The sequence below is a fragment of the Diaphorobacter ruginosibacter genome (assembly GCF_040396215.1).
In the GTDB taxonomy this organism is placed as follows: Bacteria; Pseudomonadota; Gammaproteobacteria; order Burkholderiales; family Burkholderiaceae_C; genus Diaphorobacter_A; species Diaphorobacter_A ruginosibacter_A.
Genome location: NZ_JBEBOW010000079.1, coordinates 1 through 17,220, shown reverse-complemented (window position 1 = coordinate 17,220; position 17,220 = coordinate 1). Strand labels below are relative to the sequence as shown.

Annotated in this window: 17 protein-coding genes; 12 read left to right on the top strand and 5 right to left on the bottom strand. The window is 66.3% G+C overall.

The window, feature by feature from the left end; genetic code table 11:
- Positions 1-14: 14 nt before the first annotated feature.
- Positions 15-422, bottom strand: coding sequence for a GlcG/HbpS family heme-binding protein (locus ABWP92_RS11000; RefSeq protein ID WP_353235416.1), 408 nt, complete (start codon positions 420-422; stop codon positions 15-17).
- A gap of 196 nt (positions 423-618) precedes the next feature.
- On the opposite strand from ABWP92_RS11000, the gene ABWP92_RS10995 reads away from it, so the two are divergent.
- Positions 619-1,311: a Bax inhibitor-1/YccA family protein gene (locus ABWP92_RS10995; RefSeq protein ID WP_353235415.1), complete on the top strand. Its 693-nt coding sequence runs from the start codon at positions 619-621 to the stop codon at positions 1,309-1,311.
- Between the two features lie 82 nt (positions 1,312-1,393).
- Here the strand turns inward: ABWP92_RS10995 and rlmD are convergent, their stop codons facing one another.
- Positions 1,394-2,872: a 23S rRNA (uracil(1939)-C(5))-methyltransferase RlmD gene (gene rlmD / locus ABWP92_RS10990; RefSeq protein ID WP_353235414.1), complete on the bottom strand. Its 1,479-nt coding sequence runs from the start codon at positions 2,870-2,872 to the stop codon at positions 1,394-1,396.
- Positions 2,873-2,988: 116 nt separating this feature from the next.
- Here rlmD and ABWP92_RS10985 point away from each other — a divergent pair, with 116 nt between their 5' ends.
- The 3 genes from ABWP92_RS10985 (at position 2,989) to ABWP92_RS10975 (ending at position 7,003) form a co-directional block, all read left to right on the top strand.
- Positions 2,989-4,803: a glutamine--tRNA ligase/YqeY domain fusion protein gene (locus ABWP92_RS10985; protein WP_353235413.1), complete on the top strand. Its 1,815-nt coding sequence runs from the start codon at positions 2,989-2,991 to the stop codon at positions 4,801-4,803.
- Positions 4,804-5,064: 261 nt separating this feature from the next.
- The gene (locus tag ABWP92_RS10980) at positions 5,065-5,982 is read left to right on the top strand and encodes a peptidoglycan DD-metalloendopeptidase family protein (protein ID WP_353235412.1); all 918 of its coding nucleotides are present in this window, start codon (positions 5,065-5,067) and stop codon (positions 5,980-5,982) included.
- Between the two features lie 130 nt (positions 5,983-6,112).
- On the top strand, positions 6,113-7,003 hold the full coding sequence (locus ABWP92_RS10975; protein WP_353235411.1) for a DUF4377 domain-containing protein: 891 nt from the start codon (positions 6,113-6,115) through the stop codon (positions 7,001-7,003).
- 76 nt (positions 7,004-7,079) lie between these two features.
- On the opposite strand, the gene rarD is transcribed toward ABWP92_RS10975, so the two are convergent.
- Positions 7,080-7,970 (bottom strand): EamA family transporter RarD, encoded by an 891-nt coding sequence (gene rarD, locus ABWP92_RS10970; RefSeq protein WP_353235420.1) that lies wholly within the window; start codon positions 7,968-7,970, stop codon positions 7,080-7,082.
- A 218-nt stretch (positions 7,971-8,188) separates the two neighbouring features.
- Here rarD and ABWP92_RS10965 point away from each other — a divergent pair, with 218 nt between their 5' ends.
- Positions 8,189-8,680: a thermonuclease family protein gene (locus tag ABWP92_RS10965; protein WP_353235410.1), complete on the top strand. Its 492-nt coding sequence runs from the start codon at positions 8,189-8,191 to the stop codon at positions 8,678-8,680.
- Positions 8,681-8,933: 253 nt separating this feature from the next.
- The gene (locus ABWP92_RS10960) at positions 8,934-10,130 is read left to right on the top strand and encodes an MFS transporter (RefSeq protein ID WP_502907510.1); all 1,197 of its coding nucleotides are present in this window, start codon (positions 8,934-8,936) and stop codon (positions 10,128-10,130) included.
- Positions 10,131-10,163: 33 nt separating this feature from the next.
- On the opposite strand, the gene ABWP92_RS10955 is transcribed toward ABWP92_RS10960, so the two are convergent.
- Positions 10,164-11,111, bottom strand: a complete 948-nt coding sequence (locus ABWP92_RS10955; protein ID WP_353235409.1) for a DHH family phosphoesterase — start codon at positions 11,109-11,111, stop codon at positions 10,164-10,166.
- A gap of 131 nt (positions 11,112-11,242) precedes the next feature.
- Between ABWP92_RS10955 and ABWP92_RS10950 the strand changes: the two genes are divergently transcribed.
- Positions 11,243-12,052 carry a pseudouridine synthase gene (locus ABWP92_RS10950; protein WP_353235418.1) on the top strand — a complete coding sequence of 270 codons (810 nt, stop codon included), beginning with the start codon at positions 11,243-11,245 and terminating at the stop codon, positions 12,050-12,052.
- A 151-nt stretch (positions 12,053-12,203) separates the two neighbouring features.
- Positions 12,204-12,446, top strand: coding sequence for a hypothetical protein (locus tag ABWP92_RS10945; RefSeq protein WP_353235408.1), 243 nt, complete (start codon positions 12,204-12,206; stop codon positions 12,444-12,446).
- Positions 12,447-12,512: 66 nt separating this feature from the next.
- On the opposite strand, the gene ylqF is transcribed toward ABWP92_RS10945, so the two are convergent.
- Entirely contained in the window at positions 12,513-13,478 is a 966-nt protein-coding gene (gene ylqF, locus ABWP92_RS10940) for a ribosome biogenesis GTPase YlqF (RefSeq protein WP_353235407.1), read from the bottom strand.
- A 99-nt stretch (positions 13,479-13,577) separates the two neighbouring features.
- Here ylqF and ABWP92_RS10935 point away from each other — a divergent pair, with 99 nt between their 5' ends.
- From ABWP92_RS10935 to ABWP92_RS10920, 4 genes are all read left to right on the top strand, one after another.
- Complete coding sequence (locus ABWP92_RS10935) at positions 13,578-13,874, top strand: hypothetical protein (RefSeq protein WP_502907508.1); 297 nt, start codon at positions 13,578-13,580, stop codon at positions 13,872-13,874.
- Between the two features lie 11 nt (positions 13,875-13,885).
- A complete protein-coding gene (locus ABWP92_RS10930) occupies positions 13,886-14,197 on the top strand; it encodes an oxidoreductase-like domain-containing protein (RefSeq protein ID WP_502907507.1) in 312 nt (103 codons plus the stop codon).
- 71 nt (positions 14,198-14,268) lie between these two features.
- The gene (locus ABWP92_RS10925) at positions 14,269-15,981 is read left to right on the top strand and encodes a thiamine pyrophosphate-binding protein (RefSeq protein ID WP_353235406.1); all 1,713 of its coding nucleotides are present in this window, start codon (positions 14,269-14,271) and stop codon (positions 15,979-15,981) included.
- A gap of 149 nt (positions 15,982-16,130) precedes the next feature.
- Entirely contained in the window at positions 16,131-17,177 is a 1,047-nt protein-coding gene (locus tag ABWP92_RS10920; protein WP_353235405.1) for a patatin-like phospholipase family protein, read from the top strand.
- The last annotated feature ends 43 nt before the right edge of the window (positions 17,178-17,220 follow it).

The following is a 17,220-nucleotide window of genomic DNA, read 5'->3' as shown; positions in this document are numbered from 1 at the left end:
GGGCCTGGCGTGGATTACAGGCCCAGCGCCGCGATGCCAGCCTTGGCGATCTGCGCGTCTTCCGTGGACTTCACGCCGCTCACGCCGACCGCGCCGAGGCACTGGCCGTCCTTCATGATCGGCACGCCGCCTTCGAGCAGGCCGTCGATTTCCGGGACGCTCAGGAAAGAAGTGCGGCCGCCGTTGATCATTTCTTCATACAGTCGGCTTTCGCGGCAGCCCAGCGCCGCGGTGCGGGCCTTGGCCTGGCAGATGTGCGAAGACACGGGCGCCGTTCCGTCCAGGCGCTCAAGCCACAGCAGATGGCCGCCGTTGTCCACGATGGCGATCGCCACGTTCCACTGGTTCTTGAGTGCTTCGGCTTCAGCGGCGGCGGCGATCTTCTTGATGTCGGTGAGTTCGAGAACGGAAGTTGTCTTCATGTCGGGAATATGGTTCAAAGAGGGTGGTTGACGCACGCGAGCATACAGGGCTCAATGGATTCAGGATACCGGCCCCGGGGTAAAAGATTCCAACCCAAAAAGTACGGGATCGCACGTGGGTATTGCAATTGCCCGCACGAAGCCCCACCTAGAATTCACTTGCCTGCATCGTGCGGGTTCACAGGAGAAATCACAGATGAATCCAGAAGTCACCAACTGGGGATCCACTACTCAGGTGCTGTCGCAAGAGCAGCGCAACAAGGTGTTGCGCAACACCTATTGGCTGCTTGCTCTGAGCCTGGTGCCCACGGTTCTGGGTGCCTGGATCGGCGTTGCCACCGGCATCACCCAGTCGCTGCGTGGCGGCATCGGCATGATCGTGTTCCTCGCGGGCGCGTTCGGCTTCATGTTCGCCATCGAAAAGACCAAGAACTCGGCCGCGGGCGTTCCCGTGCTGCTGGGCTTCACATTCTTCATGGGCCTGATGCTCTCGCGCCTGATCGGCATGGTGCTCGGCTTCAAGAATGGCTCCGAGCTGATCATGACGGCGTTTGCCGGCACCGCGGGCGTCTTCTTCGTGATGGCCTCGCTGGCGACGGTCATCAAGCGCGACCTGTCGGGAATGGGTAAATTCCTGTTCGTCGGCGTGCTGGTGCTGCTCATCGGCTCGATCATCAACGTGTTCGTCGGATCGACCGCCGGCATGATGGCGATCTCCGTGGCCGCCATCGGCATTTTCAGCGCCTACATGCTGTATGACCTCAAGCAGATCATCGATGGCGGCGAAACCAACTACATCAGCGCAACCCTGGCGCTGTACCTGGATCTCTTCAACGTATTCCAGAGCCTGCTGGCGCTGCTGGGCATCTTCGGCGGCGAACGCGACTGATCGCAGCGCGCCGCGCAAGCGCATGGGAAACGGCCTCCACGGAGGCCGTTTTCTTTTTGTGCCTGGCCAGCCGAGCCGCCGATCAGGCCAGCTCGAACACCGCCATGCTCTCCACGTGCGCGGTGTGCGGGAACATGTTGACCACGCCCGCCGCCACGCAGCGGTAGCCCGCCTGATGCACCAGCAGCCCCGCGTCGCGCGCAAGCGTCGCCGGGTTGCAGCTCACGTACACGATGCGCCTGGGCGGCGTCCAGTCCGCGCCGCCGTCAGGCAGGACCGGCGCATCTTCGGCTCCGATCCGCGCCTGGTGGATATCGGCCAGCGCCTTGGCCAGCGCGAACGCTCCTTCGCGCGGAGGATCGACCAGCCACTTGTCGGCACGGCCGTCGGCGAACAGCATTTCGGGCGTCATCTCGAACAGATTGCGGGCGACGAAGCTGGTGGGCGCCAGTTCCGGGCCCTCCGCGCGTGCGCTCTGGTTCTTCGCCAGGTTCTCGCGTGAACGCGCGACCAGCGCCTCGCTGCCCTCGATGCCCAGCACCTGCCCGGCCTGCGTGGCAATGGGCAGCGTGAAATTGCCGAGGCCGCAGAACCAGTCGATCACACGCTCGGTCCTCCGGGCATCCAGCAGGCGCAATGCGCGGGTGACCAGCACGCGGTTGATATGCGGGTTCACCTGCGTGAAATCCGTCGGCTTGAATGGCATGTCGATGCCGAAATCGGGCAGCGCATAAGCCAGTTGCCTGCCGCCCTCGTCGAGCAGGTGCGCCGTGTCCGGCCCCTTGGGCTGCAGCCACCACTGAACCGCGTAGCGCCCGGCGAAATCGCGCAGCCTGTCCTTGTCCGCATCCGACAGCGGCTCCAGATGGCGCAACACCAGCGCGGTGACCTCGTCGCCGCAGGCCAGCTCGATCTGCGGGCAGGTATCGCGCGCGTCCATCGAGCCGATCAGCGCGCGCAGGGGCATCAGCATGGCATCGACGTGCGGCGGCAGAATCTTGCAGGTTTCCATGTCGGCGATATACCGGCTCTTGCGCTCATGGAATCCGACCAGCACCTTGTCCTTCTTGGGCACGTAGCGCACGGACAGGCGCGCGCGGAAGCGGTAGCCCCATGCCGGGCCCTCGATGGGGCGGTAGATGGTTTCGGCCTTGACCTTGCCGAGATGCCAGAGGTTGTCCTCCAGCACCCGCTGCTTGATGGCCACCTGCGCGGCCACGTGCAGATGCTGCATCTTGCAGCCGCCGCAGGCGCCCGCATGCAGGCCGAAATGAGGACAGCCGGGACGCACGCGCTGCGAGGACTCGCGATGGATCTGCAGGAGGCTGGCCGCCTCCCAGTTGTTCTTCTTGCGATGCACGTTGGCGGTGACCAGTTCGCCGGGCAGCGCGCCATCGATGAACACGACCTTGCCGTCGGGTCTGCGGGCGACGCCTTGCGCGTCCATGTCCATGGAGGTGACTTCGAGCCAGCCGGGCGGCAGATCGCTGCGGCCGACGGGCAACTGCGCTGCCTGGGCGTCCGCCGCGCCGGTTTCTTGGGTTGTGGTGGGGGCACTCATAACCCTCCATTGTCTCAGAGCAGGAAGCCCGGTGGCCGCGAACCCCCTATTGATGGCAATATCAAAGGTTTCGCAGGGGCAGTCACGGGATGCCTCCAAGACTTAAAATCAGCAATATGAGCACCCCTCACTCCAACAAAGACAGCAACGCAGCCGAAGCAGCCAAGCCGGCCAATTTCCTGCGCAACATCATCGAATCCGACCTGGACAAGGGCACGTATGCCCAGCGCCACTGGGGCGGAACGCCCGGCGATGCGGCACACCACCAGCAAGGAATCATCGACCCGGCCAGGATCCGCACGCGCTTCCCGCCCGAGCCCAATGGCTACCTGCACGTGGGCCACGCCAAGTCCATCTGCCTGAACTTCGGCCTGGCCCGGGACTACGGCGGCGTGTGCCACCTGCGCTTCGACGACACCAACCCCGAGAAGGAAGACCAGGAGTACGTCGACAGCATCATCGACGCGGTGAAGTGGCTGGGCTTCGACTGGAAGGACCCGGACGGCCACGAGAACCTCTACTTCGCCAGCGACTACTTCGACCTGATGTACCGCTGCGCCGAGTACCTGATCGAGCAGGGCCTGGCCTATGTCGATGAGCAGTCCGCCGACGAGATGAAGGCCAACCGCGGCGACTTTGGCCGCCCCGGCGTGAACAGCCCGTTCCGCGACCGCAGCGTGGCCGAGAACCTCGCCCGCTTCCGCGACATGCGCGAGGGCAAGCTGCCCGACGGCGCGGCAGTGCTGCGCGCCCGGATCGACATGGCCTCGCCCAACATCAATCTGCGCGATCCGGCGATTTACCGCGTGCGCCATGCCGAGCATCACAACACCGGCAACAAGTGGTGCATCTACCCCATGTACACCTTCGCGCACCCGATCGAGGACGCGCTGGAACACATCACCCATTCGATCTGCACCCTGGAGTTCGAGGACCAGCGCCCGTTCTACGACTGGCTGCTCGACCATCTGCGCGAAGGCGGCCTGATCGCCGCGCCCCAGCCGCGCCAGTACGAGTTCTCGCGCCTGCACCTGACCTACGTGATCACCAGCAAGCGCAAGCTCAAGCACCTGGTGGACAGCGGCCTGCTCAACGGCTGGGACGACCCGCGCATGCCCACCGTCGTCGGCCTGCGCCGCCGCGGCTACACACCCGAGTCGATCCGCAATTTCTGCGAACGCATCGGCGTGACCAAGGACTATGCCTGGATCGACTACTCCACGCTCGAGGGCTGCCTGCGCGAAGACCTGGAGAACAAGGCGCATCGCGCCATGGTGGTGCTCGAGCCACTCAAGCTGGAGCTCACCAACTGGGCGGACGTCTTCGGCTCGGCGGATCACCTCGAGCCCTGCAGCCTGCCCGCCCTGCCCCACGCCGCCGAAGGCGAGGCGGTGCCCGAGCGTCATTTCACGCTGGGCCGCGAAGTCTGGATCGAGCGCGAGGATTTCGCGGAAGTGCCGCCCAAGGGCTACAAACGCCTGTTCCCCGGCAACAAGGTACGCCTCAAGGGCGGCTACGTGATCGAGTGCACCGGCTGCGAGAAGGACGCCGCCGGCCACATCACCAAGGTGCTGGCCACCGTCGTGCCCGACACCAAGAGCGGCACGCCGGGCGCCGACAGCGTCAAGGTCAAGGCGGCGATCACCTGGGTGGGCGTGCAGGACGGGATGCAGGCCGAAGTGCGCCTGTACGACCGCCTTTTCACCGACCCGCAGCCGGATGCCGGCGGCAAGGACTACCTGGCGTTGATGAATCCGGACAGCCTGAAGGTGGTCACCGCCTATGTCGAGCCCTCGCTGCGCTCGGCCAGGGCGGACGACAAGTTCCAGTTCGAACGCTTCGGCTACTTCGTCGCCGACCGCCGTGACCACACCGAAGGCAAGCCTGTCTTCAACCGTATCACAGGCCTGAAGGACAGCTGGGGCAAATAGGCGTCCGCGCCATGGGCCCGCAGTTACGCCCGTACATGCGGGCGTGCCTGTTTCTTTTGGTGAAGAACAAATACTCCGCTTGCGGTTTTCAAGGTCGGGCCCACGTTTGGACGCGGCCGCAACACCGGACAGTGCGTGGGCGCGTCATAGCGTCATACTCCGGGTGAATGCCCCGCGCCATGCATGCGCAACGGCCGCTGACGCCGCGCGGGAACGTTTGGCCTCCCGCCCGGTCCATACCAGCCTGACTACCGTATTGCCATGACCCGCGACTCATCTTCTCCATCCGCCTCGCGCCGCCACCTGCTCCATGTGCTGTCCGCCAGCGCGTTGACGGCGTGCGCGCTACCCTCCGCACTGGCGGCAACCCAGCGTGGCCGATCCGCTGCGCAAGCCATCGTTTCGCCGGATGCCGCCGGGCAGTGGCCGGGCGACAGCCGCGTGCCCGGCGGCATCGCGCGGCTGTCCCTGGGCCCCGCGCCGCAGCGCCCGACGGTGATGACCGGAGACTCCGAAGTGCTGGTGCTGGGCGACATGATCGAATGGACCGCCGTGGTGGGCATCCCGCTTTCCGCGCAGCCTGGAGAACACCAGGTCAGCGTGCGGACCGACAAGGGAACCCGCGCGCTCGAGTACCGGGTGAGAAACAAGAAATACACCGAGCAGCGCCTGAAGGTGCCGCCCAAGACCGTCGATCTCTCGCCCGAGGACAACGCCCGCTACGAGCGCGAGCGTGCCCATCAACAGAAGGTGATGGCGACGTTCAGCCCACACGCGCCGGCCCCCGGGGATCTGCACATGCACGCGCCCGTGCCGGGCCGCCGCTCCAGCTCGTTTGGCCTGCGGCGCATCTTCAATGGCCAGCCGCGCAATCCGCACAGCGGCATGGATATCGCCGCGCCTGCCGGCACGCCGGTCGCCGCGCCGCTGCCCGGCCGCGTGATCGACGTGGGAGACTATTTCTTCAACGGCGGCACCGTCTGGCTCGACCATGGCGGCGGCCTGCTCACCATGTATTGCCACCTGAGCAAGACCGACTGCAAGGTGGGTGACGAGCTCAGGACCGGCGAGCGCTTCTGCCAGGTGGGGGCCACCGGGCGCGTGACCGGGCCTCACCTGCATTGGGGCGTGATGCTCAACCGCACCATGGTCGATCCGGCGCTGTTCATCGGCGCGTGAAGTTGACGCCATTTGACAAAAAAGCGGAGCGCCGTGAGCGCGCCACCCCTGAAAAAGATGCGCTCTCTGACAGGAAATCCGCCCATTTGCCGTTAAGGTGCTTGCCATTGTCTTTGAATAGGGACCATCCATGAAACCAACCGCTCATCTGTACGCACGCCTCGTTCAACTGGCGTCCATTGCAGCCGCGGCCGCTGTGCTGACGGCCTGCGCCGCCGACGCCACCCATTCACAACAGCCCGCACCCGTGACCACTCCAGCCAAGCCCGCCCCCATTCCCGCGGCCAATCCGCAGTCCGCGGCGCCCCAGGCCAATGCCGCCCAGATGCTGCCGCAGTATCTGTGGTCGCTCACGCAGGTGACGGGGCCGGACGGCCAGCCGCTCGACGGTTGGCTGATCCCCGGCAAGGACGCGCCCCTCATGCGCTTCGAGAACGGGCTGGTCGGCGTGCGCAATCTTTGCAACCTGGTCAACGCCAGCTATTCGACCAATCTCGACAGGATCGAGATCGCCCGCCCCGTCTCCACCATGCGCGCATGCATCGAGGAAGGCAAGATGTTGCAGGAGCGCAAGGTGCTGCTGCAACTGCCGCTGGCCCAGAGCTACGAGGTGTTCCCCGCCGGCAACGACATGCCCTCCCGCATGCTGCTGACGTTCTCCGACGGCGTGCGCTGGGAGCTGACGGGTTCTCCCACACCGCAGACCCGGTTCGGCTCCGAGGGCAGGCGCATGTTCCTGGAAGTGGCGCCGGAGAAAGTGGATTGCAACAACCCGCTGATGCGCAAAGCCAAGTGCCTGCGTGTGCGCGACATCACTTTCGACGCCAAGGGCATCAAGCGGGCGGCGGGCGAATGGCGCATCCTGCAGGGCTCGATCGAGGGCTACAACTTCGAGCCGGGCATTCGCAACGTGCTGCGCGTGGATCGCTATTCGCTGGCCAAGGATGGCGCGCAGCCCGCTGACGCACCGTCCCACGTCTATGTGCTGGACATGATCGTCGAGTCCGAGCGCGTGCGCTGACCCGCCTCAAGGGAAAGGCACGCAAAGCGCAAGAAGGCCGGGAGACTCCCGGCCTTTTTCCATTTCGCCAGGATCATCACGCCGCTGACGGCCTCGCCGCACCGCGCTGCCGCAAGATGGCGTCGGCCACCAGAATGCCCACCGCGACGAAGATCGGCCCATAGGTCCACCATTGCTGCGGCCTGATGCTCTCTCCCAGCAACAGCGCCACCAGCGCCAGCAGCACCGGCTCGACATAACTCAGCAACCCGAAAAGCCCCAGCGGCAACAGGCGGCTGGCCATCATGTACAGCGCGAGCGCCACCGCGCTGAGAATTCCCAGCACGGGAATCAGCACCCACAGGTGCGCGTGCTCCCCCGCCAGCGCAAGCGAGGACGGCCCGCGCATGACGAACCACAGCGCCACGGGCGACAGCACCGCCATGTCCAGCCAATGCCCGCCGATGTGCGCCGTGCCGATGCGGCGGCGCAAGGCAAAGTAGACGGTGTAGCCGATCGAGACGAACCACGTCTCCCATGAAAGCCCGCCCACCGTCACCAGTTCATGCAGCACGCCGAGCACGGCCAGCGCGGCGGCCAGCATCTGCCCGCGCGTGAGCCGCTCGGCAAACAGGACGCGTCCGGCGAGCACCATGATCAACGGCAGCAGGAAATAGCCCAGCGACACGGCAAGCGCCCGTCCATGCAACGGCGCCCAAAGGAACAGCCACAGTTGCGAACCCAACAGCGCGGCGCTCAAAAGCAGCGCCAGGGCAAACGGCGGATGCCGCGCGACCCGCTTGAGCAGCAACAGCACCTTGATGGCATCCTTGCGCCAGAGCAGCAGCAGCGTCGTGAACGGCAAGGTGCTCAGCACCCGCCAGCCGAAAATCTGCTCTCCGTCGAGCGGCGCCAGCGCGGGTGCGATGTAGTACAGAACGCCAAACAGGAACGACGCAGAAACGGACGCGATCAGACCTTTGAACACGATGGCACCAGCAACGGGATAGGGGACGGGCGGAGAATGCGAAGAAGCGATGGGCGGCGTGCCGATGGAGACATCCATCACGCCGCGTGGCAGGTGAAATTGTCCGCCAGTTGCACATTTCCTGCCGCGCCGCATTCCATTGCCCACGCATGCGCCTAGACTGGCGGCACATTCCGGCCTCATTCAAATTCAATCTTCCTCCTTCGGTCACACACTCCATGCCCGCAGCAACCACGGCAGCGCTCGTCTGCCTGATTCTCTACGTCAGCGATGGCGACAGCGTGACGGCACGCTGCCGCAGCGAACAGGGCTCTGCCTGGCAAACCCCGATCCGCATCGCGGACATCGATGCGCCGGAGCTGCATCAAGCCTTCGGCATGGCATCCCGAACCCAGCTCGCGCAGCTCTGCCTTCACCGCGAAGCGCTCGTCACGCCCCAGGCGCACGACATCTATGGCCGCATGGTGGCCCGGCTCCAGTGCGGCGAGCAGGATGCCGCCGCCGCGCAACTCCAGTCAGGGATGGCGTGGCTGTACACGCGCGACACCGCGAGAAAGGCGGCGCTCGTGCCGCTCGAAGCCGGCGCGCGGCACGAGCGCGCCGGTCTGTGGTCCCAGAAACGGCCCATGGCGCCGTGGAACTACCGCAAGAGATACGGCGCCCATGGCTCCAGCGGACAGCCCCGCGCAGACTCGGCTGCTGCGCAATGACCATGCCCGCATCTGCGCCGCAACGCATGCGCCAAGCGCAGCCGGCCGGCGCGATGTAGCATTCACCCCTCCCGCGAAGAGGCGCGCGCCATTCATGAAGCAAGAGGCGCCGCCTATTTCGGCGGGCCCAGAACAACATACAAACAGACAGACAGCGTCCCGAGTCAACGTGCCAGAATCCGCATCACAAACCATCGCCTCCAGCCCGCAGGACAAGCCCAGCGTTTACCGGCACAAGGGATTCATCTCGTTCATGGCATCGCGCCTCCTGGCGGTGTTCGCAACCCAGGTGCAGGCCGTCGTCGTGGCCTGGCAGGTCTATGACCTCACGCGCTCGCCCATGGCTCTCGCCTACGTGGGGCTGGCGCAGTTCCTGCCCATGCTGGTATTGCTGCTGCCCGCCGGCGACCTGATCGACCGGCTGGCACGCAAGCCGATCCTGGCCGTCGCCTGGGGCGTGGGAGGCGTCTGCAGCGCGCTGCTGTGGTGGCTTTCGGGCCATGGCGCTTCCGGCGTGGCCGGCATCTATGCGGTGCTGGTGCTCTTTGGCTGCACCCGCGCCTTCTCCGGCCCGGCGCTGCAAAGTCTGCTGCCGCAGATCGTGCCGCGAGAGCAGCTCGCCCCGGCCATTGCCGCCAACAGCATGATCATGCGCGCCGCATCCATCGGCGGTCCATTTCTTGGCGGCGTGCTTTACGCCATCGGTGGCGGCGAGCTGACCTACGCCGTGTGCTGCGCATGCCTGCTCGCGGGCGCGGCATTGCTGGTCTGGCAAGTGCCGGTCACACATGCCGGCGCGCCCAGCCCGGCGAGCGGCACCATGCTGGAGCGTTTCGGCGCGGGCATACGCTTCATCCGCACCCGCCCCATCATTCTCGGCACCATCTCGCTCGACCTTTTCGCGGTGCTCCTGGGCGGCGTGGTGGCGCTGCTTCCGATCTACGCGCACGAGGTACTGCATGTCGGGCCCCAGGGCCTGGGCGCGCTGCGCAGCGCGATGGCCGTGGGGGAAGTCAGCGCCGGCTTCTACCTGAGCATGCGCCCGTTCAACCATCGCGTGGGCCGAACGATGTTCATCGCCGTGGCGGTCTTCGGCCTGGCCAATCTGGTTTTCTCGCTCTCGACGGTATTTGCCGTTTCATTCGTCGCCCTGATGATCGCGGGCGCCGCCGACATGGTGAGCGTCTACATCCGCGGCGCGCTGGTGCAGTTCTCCACCCCCGATCACATGCGTGGCCGGGTGAATGCGGTGAACATGCTTTTCATCGGATCGTCCAACGAGCTGGGCGAATTCCGCGCGGGCACCAGCGCCGCAGGGCTCGGCGCGGTACACGCCGCGGTGCTGGGCGGCGTCTGCACGCTGGCCGTGGTCGGACTGTGGTCGCGCATTTTCCCGACGCTGCGCGACGTGGACAGGTTCGAGGAAGCGGCGCGGCCCGAAGATCAGTGAGGCCTCGCCCCCGACAAGCGTCCCGCGCGCCGATCAGGCCTTGAAGGCTCCGCTCAACAGTTCGGGCAGGCGCGCCGCGGACATGCGAAAGCCACAGGCCTGCGCATGCCCGCCGCCGCCCATGCTGACCGCGAGCGCCGAGCAGTCATAGCCGCGCTGCGAGCGCAGGCCCGCCTTGACCTGTCCTTCCGAGCCCACCTGCCACATCAGCGCGAAAGTGCCGCTCTCACGCGACAGCAGATCGCCCACGAGGCTGTGGAACGCGCCCGGCGCATTCACCATCAGGCCCTGCTCGCCGTTGAAGCTCAATGGCCTCGCGTCCCGCGCAATGTCGGCCGCGAGATGACGGAACTTCTCGTCCATGGCCTCGCCGCGAGCGATGAAGGCCGCCGTTTGCCCGGGCGAGAAATCGGCGATCTGCTGCCAGCGCGCAAGATCGAATGGTTCCATGTCGAGCGCCGATACAAAGCCGCGCGTCTGCGCATACTGCCAGCGCCACAGATCACGATCCTCCACATAGCGCACCAGATCGGGCACGGGCGCGCCTGCATGAAAGAACTCCCACGCCAGCCGCGCGCCGGACTTGTTCATGTCGAAGTGCACCACGCCGCAACGGCAACGGTAGCTGCCCACTTCGCGCTGAGCGCTCACGTGGTGGTCGAGCAGCACCATCCGGGCGGCGCGTTCGTCGATCTGCGAAAGAATATCGGCGGCAAATGAGAAATCCAGGATGTAGACCGCGCGGCCTTCCAGCGCGGGAAGATCATCGAGCGTCTTGACCTGTCCATGCGTCAGTCCCACGCATTCCGCCCGTCCCTGATAGAACGCCCATGCGGCCCACGCTGCGCCGAAGCCGTCGGCGCAGCGCCCGTGATAGAGGATGAGAGGAGAAGGATCGTCCCGCCCGGGCTTTACCGGCAGGGACAGGGGAAGGCCGGAGCGCGGCGCGCCGGACTCCGCTCCAGGAGTTGTTGCATTCATGGGCGCCATTGTCTTTCATTCACAGGCTATGCTCACCGCTTTCCATCCCTTGCCTTCACGCCACCGTGCCACACGACGATCCGGCTTGCTCCCGCCTTCCTCCCCTCGAGCTGCTCTGGCGCGACGACCACATGGTGGCCGTCTACAAGCCCGCCGGCTGGCTGGTGCACAGGACCGGGCTGGACGCGGGCGAGACACGATTCGTCATGCAGGCGCTGCGCAACCAGCTCGGCCAGCACGTCTATCCGGTGCACAGGCTCGACAAAGGCACCTGCGGCGTGTTGGTGATGGGACTGCACCCGGCGGCGGCGCGCGCGCTGTCCCGATCGTTTGAGCGGCATGACGCACGCAAGGACTACCTGGCCTTCGTGCGCGGATGGGCGCCATGGCAATGCGATGTGGACCATGCGCTGCGCCCCGATGACGCTCCGCCCGACGCGCCGGTGCAGGAAGCTCGCACGCAATTGCGTTGCCTGGCGCGCCTGGAGATCGCCGGCGCCAGCGATCCCCGTTTCGGCACCACGCGCGCGGCGCTGGTGCACGCCGCGCCGCAGACCGGCCGCCGCCACCAGATCAGGCGCCATCTCAAGCATGTGGCGCACCCCATTCTGGGCGATGCGACGCATGGCAAGGGGCCGCTCAATCGCTGGTGGGCTGAACGGCTGGGGCTGCGGCGCCTGTGGCTGCACGCCTGGAAACTCTCGATCCCGCATCCGGCAAGCGGCGACTGGATGGAGCTGCACAGCGGGCTCACGCTCGGACCGGACCACCACGCGAATGACCACATCGGCGGCGGCAGCAGCAGCGGCCAACCCCGCGCCAATGCGGATCTGCGCGACTGGCATGAGCGGGTGCTGTCCATGCCGTGGCGGTTCCCCGATCACACCAGGGAGCACAGCCCTGCGGCGCCCATGTGCCCTCCATTAGCTCTCAATACGTAACGCTTGTGTTTTGCGGCATGGTCTGACACGCCGGCACCGCCTCACGCGTTTCCAATGAAACCTGTACAAGGACAAGGCCCGCGTTCGCACACGGGCCTCGCGCCCGGATAAGCCGGTGCCTGATCTTGGCTCAATCACCAGGAGACACACCATGTCGACAGCCTACGCAACCATCCACGGCCTCGTTACCTACCGCGAAGGGGATGGCGTCCCGCTCACCATTCCGGAAGGACCGGTGGAGTTGAGCTTCGCATCCGACAGCGTCACGCTCAGCTGGATGGACGACGCCAGAACCGCGGGACTCACTGCCATCCCGCGCGACGACTACGATCGCTACGTGCGCGAGGGAAAGATCACCATTCTCTCCAAAGGCGTCGAGAGCGCAGGCGACTAGTGAATCAAAAGGAAAAGGGCAAAGGCGCGCCCCGCGGGCGGCTCACGAAGGCCCGGCCCCCTGCCCTCACTCCTGCTCGCGCCGGCGCGCGCGGCTGGCGTCCTTGCGCTGCTTGCGCTTGTCCCATTCGGCTTTCTTGACGGCGCGCTCTTCTTCCTTCACGGCCGCCTGAGCCAGCCAGTCCTCGAACTCATCGGGAGTCTCCAGCGAGATGCGGCCCAGGGCGCCGCTGCGCAGATCGGTCAGCACGATCTCCGCCGCCTTCTGCATGTTGAGCCTGCCGCCGGACATGACCGCGCCGCGCTTGCGGGCGATCTGCTCGAGCAGCTGATCGTCATGCATCGCGGCAATCTCCTGGGCCGGCATTCCCAGCCTGTAGCGCGCATCGAGCTCCGCCGCATAGTGCATCTTCAGATACGCCAGCAGGTCGAGCGCCACGACTTCCTCGTCATAGGCGTTGCGCCCGACCGCGCCGGTGGCCGCAAGGCGATCGCCGCTCTGGTCGACGATGATGCGCGGCCACAGCATGCCGGGCGTGTCCCACAGATAGAAATCGTCGGCCAGCACGATGCGCTGCTCCTGCTTGGTCACGCCCGCCTCGTCGCCCGTCTTGGCCTGGCGCTTGGCCGACAGCGTGTTGATCAGCGTGGACTTGCCCACGTTGGGAATCCCGCAGATCAGCACCCGCATGGGCCGCGAAAGGCCTTGCCGGTTCGGTGCGAGCCTGCGGCAGCCGTCGATGAGCTTGCGCGCGGGCGCGGCGTCGGACGCGTCGAGCGCGATGGCATGCGTTTGCAGCCTGGCGTTGTACCAGTCGAGCCAGAGCGGCGTGCGCGAGGGGTCGGCCAGATCCTGCTTGTTGAGGACCTTGAGCGCGGGCTTGTGGCCGGTGAGCTCGGCGAGCAGCGGATTGGCGCTGGAGCCCGGCAGGCGCGCATCCAGCAACTCGATGACCACATCGATGTCCTTGATGCGCTCCTCGATCGCCTTGCGCGTCAGGTGCATATGACCGGGAAACCACTGAATGGCCATGGAACTGTACTTTCACGAATAGAAATCAACTGGGCAGGCAAGGATAATCGGGCTTTGCTTTTCCTGCCGGCCGCGTGCAGCGGCCCGCCACGACCCCACATGCCCGCACCCACATCCCCGTCGCGCAAGGCCGATAACGACGTGCTCTTCAAAGGCATCGTCTGCGCGCTCATCGGCGCCATCATTCTCCTGGCGCCCTATGTCGCCCGTTCGCCGGACGTTCGGGACATCATGGTGCAGGCCCATATTGTCGGCTGGTTTGCGCTCGCGCTCGGAATCGCCTTCCTCGTGCAGTATGCGGTTCGCCGCAACAGGCGGCGCGTGCTGGACGCGGAAACAGCCAGCTATCTCGAACAGAACACCCCCCGGGGCAAGTCCGGGCGCCGCCGCAAGTGACGCCCCCCGCCATGCCCGGGCAGGATCGGGAGCAGGGGCACGAGCAGTCCCTGCGGCAGCTCGCCACACTGCGGATCACCGGCGATCTGGCGCAGGCGCGGCAGATTTTCCACGGCCTGCAGCAGCACGCGCACCGGCTTGGAGCCACTCTGCGGCAGACTCCGCCCGAGCCCGACACCTGCTGCGGCCGCGGCTGCAACGGCTGCGTCTGGGAGGGGTTTTATGCCGCCACCGAATTCTGGCGCCAGGACGCCGTCGAGGCCTGCAAGCAGGCGGCGGCGTCCTCGGGCATCATGTACACCGAATCGCCCCGCGCCCCTTAGCCCGGGCTCGCCGCATGCAGGCGGGCGCAGGCGGCGCGGCAACCCGCTCACCGGCAATGAAAGACAAAACGATGGAGACAACCAGCACCAACCAGGCCCCGTCACCCAGCGCCCGATCGGGTGGACAGATACTCGTCGATCAACTCGTCGTGCACGGCGTCAGGCAGCTTTTCTGCGTGCCCGGCGAAAGCTATCTGGCCGTGCTCGACGCCCTGCACGACGCCCAGGTGGCCGTCACCGTCTGCAGGCAGGAAGGCGGAGCCGCCATGATGGCCGAGGCGCAGGGCAAGCTGACCGGCAGGCCGGGCATCTGCTTTGTCACGCGCGGGCCGGGAGCGACGAACGCTTCCGCTGGCATCCATATCGCGCACCAGGACTCCACGCCGCTCATCGTCTTCGTCGGCCAGGTGGCCCGCTCGATGACGGGCCGCGAGGCGTTCCAGGAGCTCGACTATGGGGCGGTCTTCGGCACCATGGCCAAATGGGTCGTGCAGATCGATGATGCCGCGCGCATTCCCGAGCTCGTCTCCCGCGCGTTCCACGTCGCCACCTCGGGGCGTCCGGGGCCGGTGGTGGTCGCGCTGCCGGAGGACATGCTCACCGATCTGGCCGCCGTGCCGGATGCGCGTGCCTACACCGTCACCGAAACCGCTCCCGGCGCGCATGCCATGGCCGAATTGAAAGCCCGGCTCGACAAGGCCGAGCGTCCGGTCGTCATCGTTGGCGGCAGCCGCTGGAGCGAGGAAGCGGTGAGCGACCTGGCCAGCTTTGCCGGGCAGTGGCAACTGCCCGTGTACTGCTCGTTTCGCAGGCAGATGCTCTTTCCGGCCAACCATCCGAGTTATGGCGGCGACCTGGGCCTGGGCGTGAATCCCAGGCTGCTGGAGCGCATCCGCGCGAGCGACCTGGTCATCGTGCTCGGCGGCCGGCTCTCGGAGATCGCCTCGCAGAGCTACGAGCTGTTCGGCATTCCGACACCACGTCAGGACATGGTGCATGTGCATGCGGACGCCAACGAGCTGGGCCGCCTGTACCACGCCGCGCAGGCCATCAACGCCACGCCCCGGGCCATGGCGGCGGCGCTGGCCGGATTGGGCCGGCCCGCGTCGCAGCCCGTCTGGGCGCAGCAGACCCGGCAGGCGCATGCCGACTACCTGGCATGGAGCGACCCCGGCGCGATCCGCATTCCCGGTGATCTGCAGATGGGGGAGATCATGGCGCACCTGCGCGCCGTACTGCCGGCCGACACCATCTTCTGCAATGGCGCGGGCAATTTCGCCACCTGGGTGCATCGCTTCTGGCCCTTCACCACGTTTGCCAGCCAGCTCGCGCCCACCAGCGGCTCCATGGGCTACGGCCCGCCCGCCGCTGTCGGCGCCAAACGGCTGTGGCCCGGGCGCGAGGTCGTGGTCTTCGCTGGCGACGGCGACTTCCTCATGCACGGACAGGAGTTCGCGACCGCCGTGCAATACGGTTTGCCGATCATCGTGGTCATCCTCGACAACGCCATGTATGGCACGATCCGCATGCACCAGGAGCGCGAATATCCCGGCCGCGTCAGCGGCACGCAACTCAGGAACCCCGACTTCAGCGCCTACGCCAGGGCGTTTGGCGGACATGGCGAGCGTGTCGAGAAAACGGGGGATTTCGCCGCGGCGCTCCAGCGCGCCCGGGACAGCGGACTGCCCGGCATTCTTCATTGCTTCATCGACCCCGAGGCCATCACGCCCACCGGCACGCTCAGCGCGATCAGGAGCGCAGCCCAGGCCCGCCTGCGCGGTTGAACAAGGGGCGGGCGCGCCGCACGCGCCCGTGCACGGCCGCCAATACCGCCAATACCGGCACAGGCAAGACAACTACCGGCCTGCCGATATACTGCGGGCCCTTCGATGGCCGGATCCATCCTTTCGTCCCGCCCTTTTCTCTTTGCCGTATGCGTTGGAAAGTCAACCTGTTTCGCCCTGCAGCCGCTGCCGCGATGCTTTTTACCCTGGCGGCATGCGGCAGCAATCCGCCCGCAGGGCCATCAACAGCCCCTGCAGTTCCCGCCGACACCGTCAGCACCCTCAACCCGCCCATCAAGATCGGGCTGGCGCTGGGCGGCGGCGCGGCCAAGGGCTTTGCGCACATCGGCGTAATCAAGATGCTGGAGGCCAACGGCTTCACGCCCGCCGTCGTGTCCGGCACCAGCGCGGGCAGCGTGGTGGGCGCCCTGTATGCCAGCGGCATGAATGCGTTCGAGCTGCAGGAGAAGGCGGTTGCGCTGGACGAAACCAGGATCCGCGACCTGCAGCTATCCTCCGGCGGCCTGGTGCAAGGCCGCAAGCTCGAGGACTATGTGAACGAACAGGTGCGCAACAAGCCGCTCGACAAGCTGGGCAAACCGTTCGTGGCGGTCGCAACGCGCCTTGAAGACGGCGAGCGCACGGTCTTCTCCATCGGCAATACCGGCCAGGCCGTGCGCGCATCGAGCAGCGTGCCGGGCGTATTCCAGCCCGTGGCGATCGGCAAGTTCCACTATGTCGATGGCGGCATCACCAGCCCCGTACCGGTGGATGCCGCACGCCAGCTGGGCGCGGACATCGTGATCGCGGTGGACATCTCCAACAAGGCGCGCGGCAAGGCGCCCGAGAACATGCTGGGCGCGCTCGGCCAATCGATCGCCATCATGGGACAGAAGCTCGGACAGGCAGAACTGGCGCGTGCCGACGTGACCATCCGCCCACAGGTTCTCGACATCGGCCCCGCGGATTTCGGCCAGCGCTCCAACGCCATCGTCGAAGGCGAGAAGGCCGCCGTCGCCGCCATGCCGGAAATCCGCAGGCGCGTCGCGGAACTCCAGGCCGAGCGCGTCAAGGCGTCCCGGCTCGCGCAGCAGCAGGTCGATGAAGAGCGCTTCAGGCAATGCATGGAGAACCGCTCAAGTGTGCAAAAGCTCTCGGGCATGGTCGGGCTGGACGCGTCCTGCGGCAAGCGCTGAGAACGTGTTCACGATCTCCTCGCGCCGCGACAGCGGCTTTGCG

Excerpts from the sequence above, each read along its gene's own strand:
- ABWP92_RS11000 (WP_353235416.1), bottom strand. The coding sequence starts at position 422 with ATGAAGACAACTTCCGTTCTCGAACTCACCGACATCAAGAAGATCGCC.
- ABWP92_RS10995 (WP_353235415.1), top strand. The coding sequence starts at position 619 with ATGAATCCAGAAGTCACCAACTGGGGATCCACTACTCAGGTGCTGTCG.
- rlmD (WP_353235414.1), bottom strand. The coding sequence starts at position 2,872 with ATGAGTGCCCCCACCACAACCCAAGAAACCGGCGCGGCGGACGCCCAG.
- ABWP92_RS10985 (WP_353235413.1), top strand. The coding sequence starts at position 2,989 with ATGAGCACCCCTCACTCCAACAAAGACAGCAACGCAGCCGAAGCAGCC.
- ABWP92_RS10980 (WP_353235412.1), top strand. The coding sequence starts at position 5,065 with ATGACCCGCGACTCATCTTCTCCATCCGCCTCGCGCCGCCACCTGCTC.
- ABWP92_RS10975 (WP_353235411.1), top strand. The coding sequence starts at position 6,113 with ATGAAACCAACCGCTCATCTGTACGCACGCCTCGTTCAACTGGCGTCC.
- ABWP92_RS10965 (WP_353235410.1), top strand. The coding sequence starts at position 8,189 with ATGCCCGCAGCAACCACGGCAGCGCTCGTCTGCCTGATTCTCTACGTC.
- ABWP92_RS10960 (WP_502907510.1), top strand. The coding sequence starts at position 8,934 with ATGGCATCGCGCCTCCTGGCGGTGTTCGCAACCCAGGTGCAGGCCGTC.
- ABWP92_RS10955 (WP_353235409.1), bottom strand. The coding sequence starts at position 11,111 with ATGAATGCAACAACTCCTGGAGCGGAGTCCGGCGCGCCGCGCTCCGGC.
- ABWP92_RS10950 (WP_353235418.1), top strand. The coding sequence starts at position 11,243 with ATGGTGGCCGTCTACAAGCCCGCCGGCTGGCTGGTGCACAGGACCGGG.
- ABWP92_RS10945 (WP_353235408.1), top strand. The coding sequence starts at position 12,204 with ATGTCGACAGCCTACGCAACCATCCACGGCCTCGTTACCTACCGCGAA.
- ylqF (WP_353235407.1), bottom strand. The coding sequence starts at position 13,478 with ATGGCCATTCAGTGGTTTCCCGGTCATATGCACCTGACGCGCAAGGCG.
- ABWP92_RS10935 (WP_502907508.1), top strand. The coding sequence starts at position 13,578 with ATGCCCGCACCCACATCCCCGTCGCGCAAGGCCGATAACGACGTGCTC.
- ABWP92_RS10930 (WP_502907507.1), top strand. The coding sequence starts at position 13,886 with ATGCCCGGGCAGGATCGGGAGCAGGGGCACGAGCAGTCCCTGCGGCAG.
- ABWP92_RS10925 (WP_353235406.1), top strand. The coding sequence starts at position 14,269 with ATGGAGACAACCAGCACCAACCAGGCCCCGTCACCCAGCGCCCGATCG.
- ABWP92_RS10920 (WP_353235405.1), top strand. The coding sequence starts at position 16,131 with ATGCGTTGGAAAGTCAACCTGTTTCGCCCTGCAGCCGCTGCCGCGATG.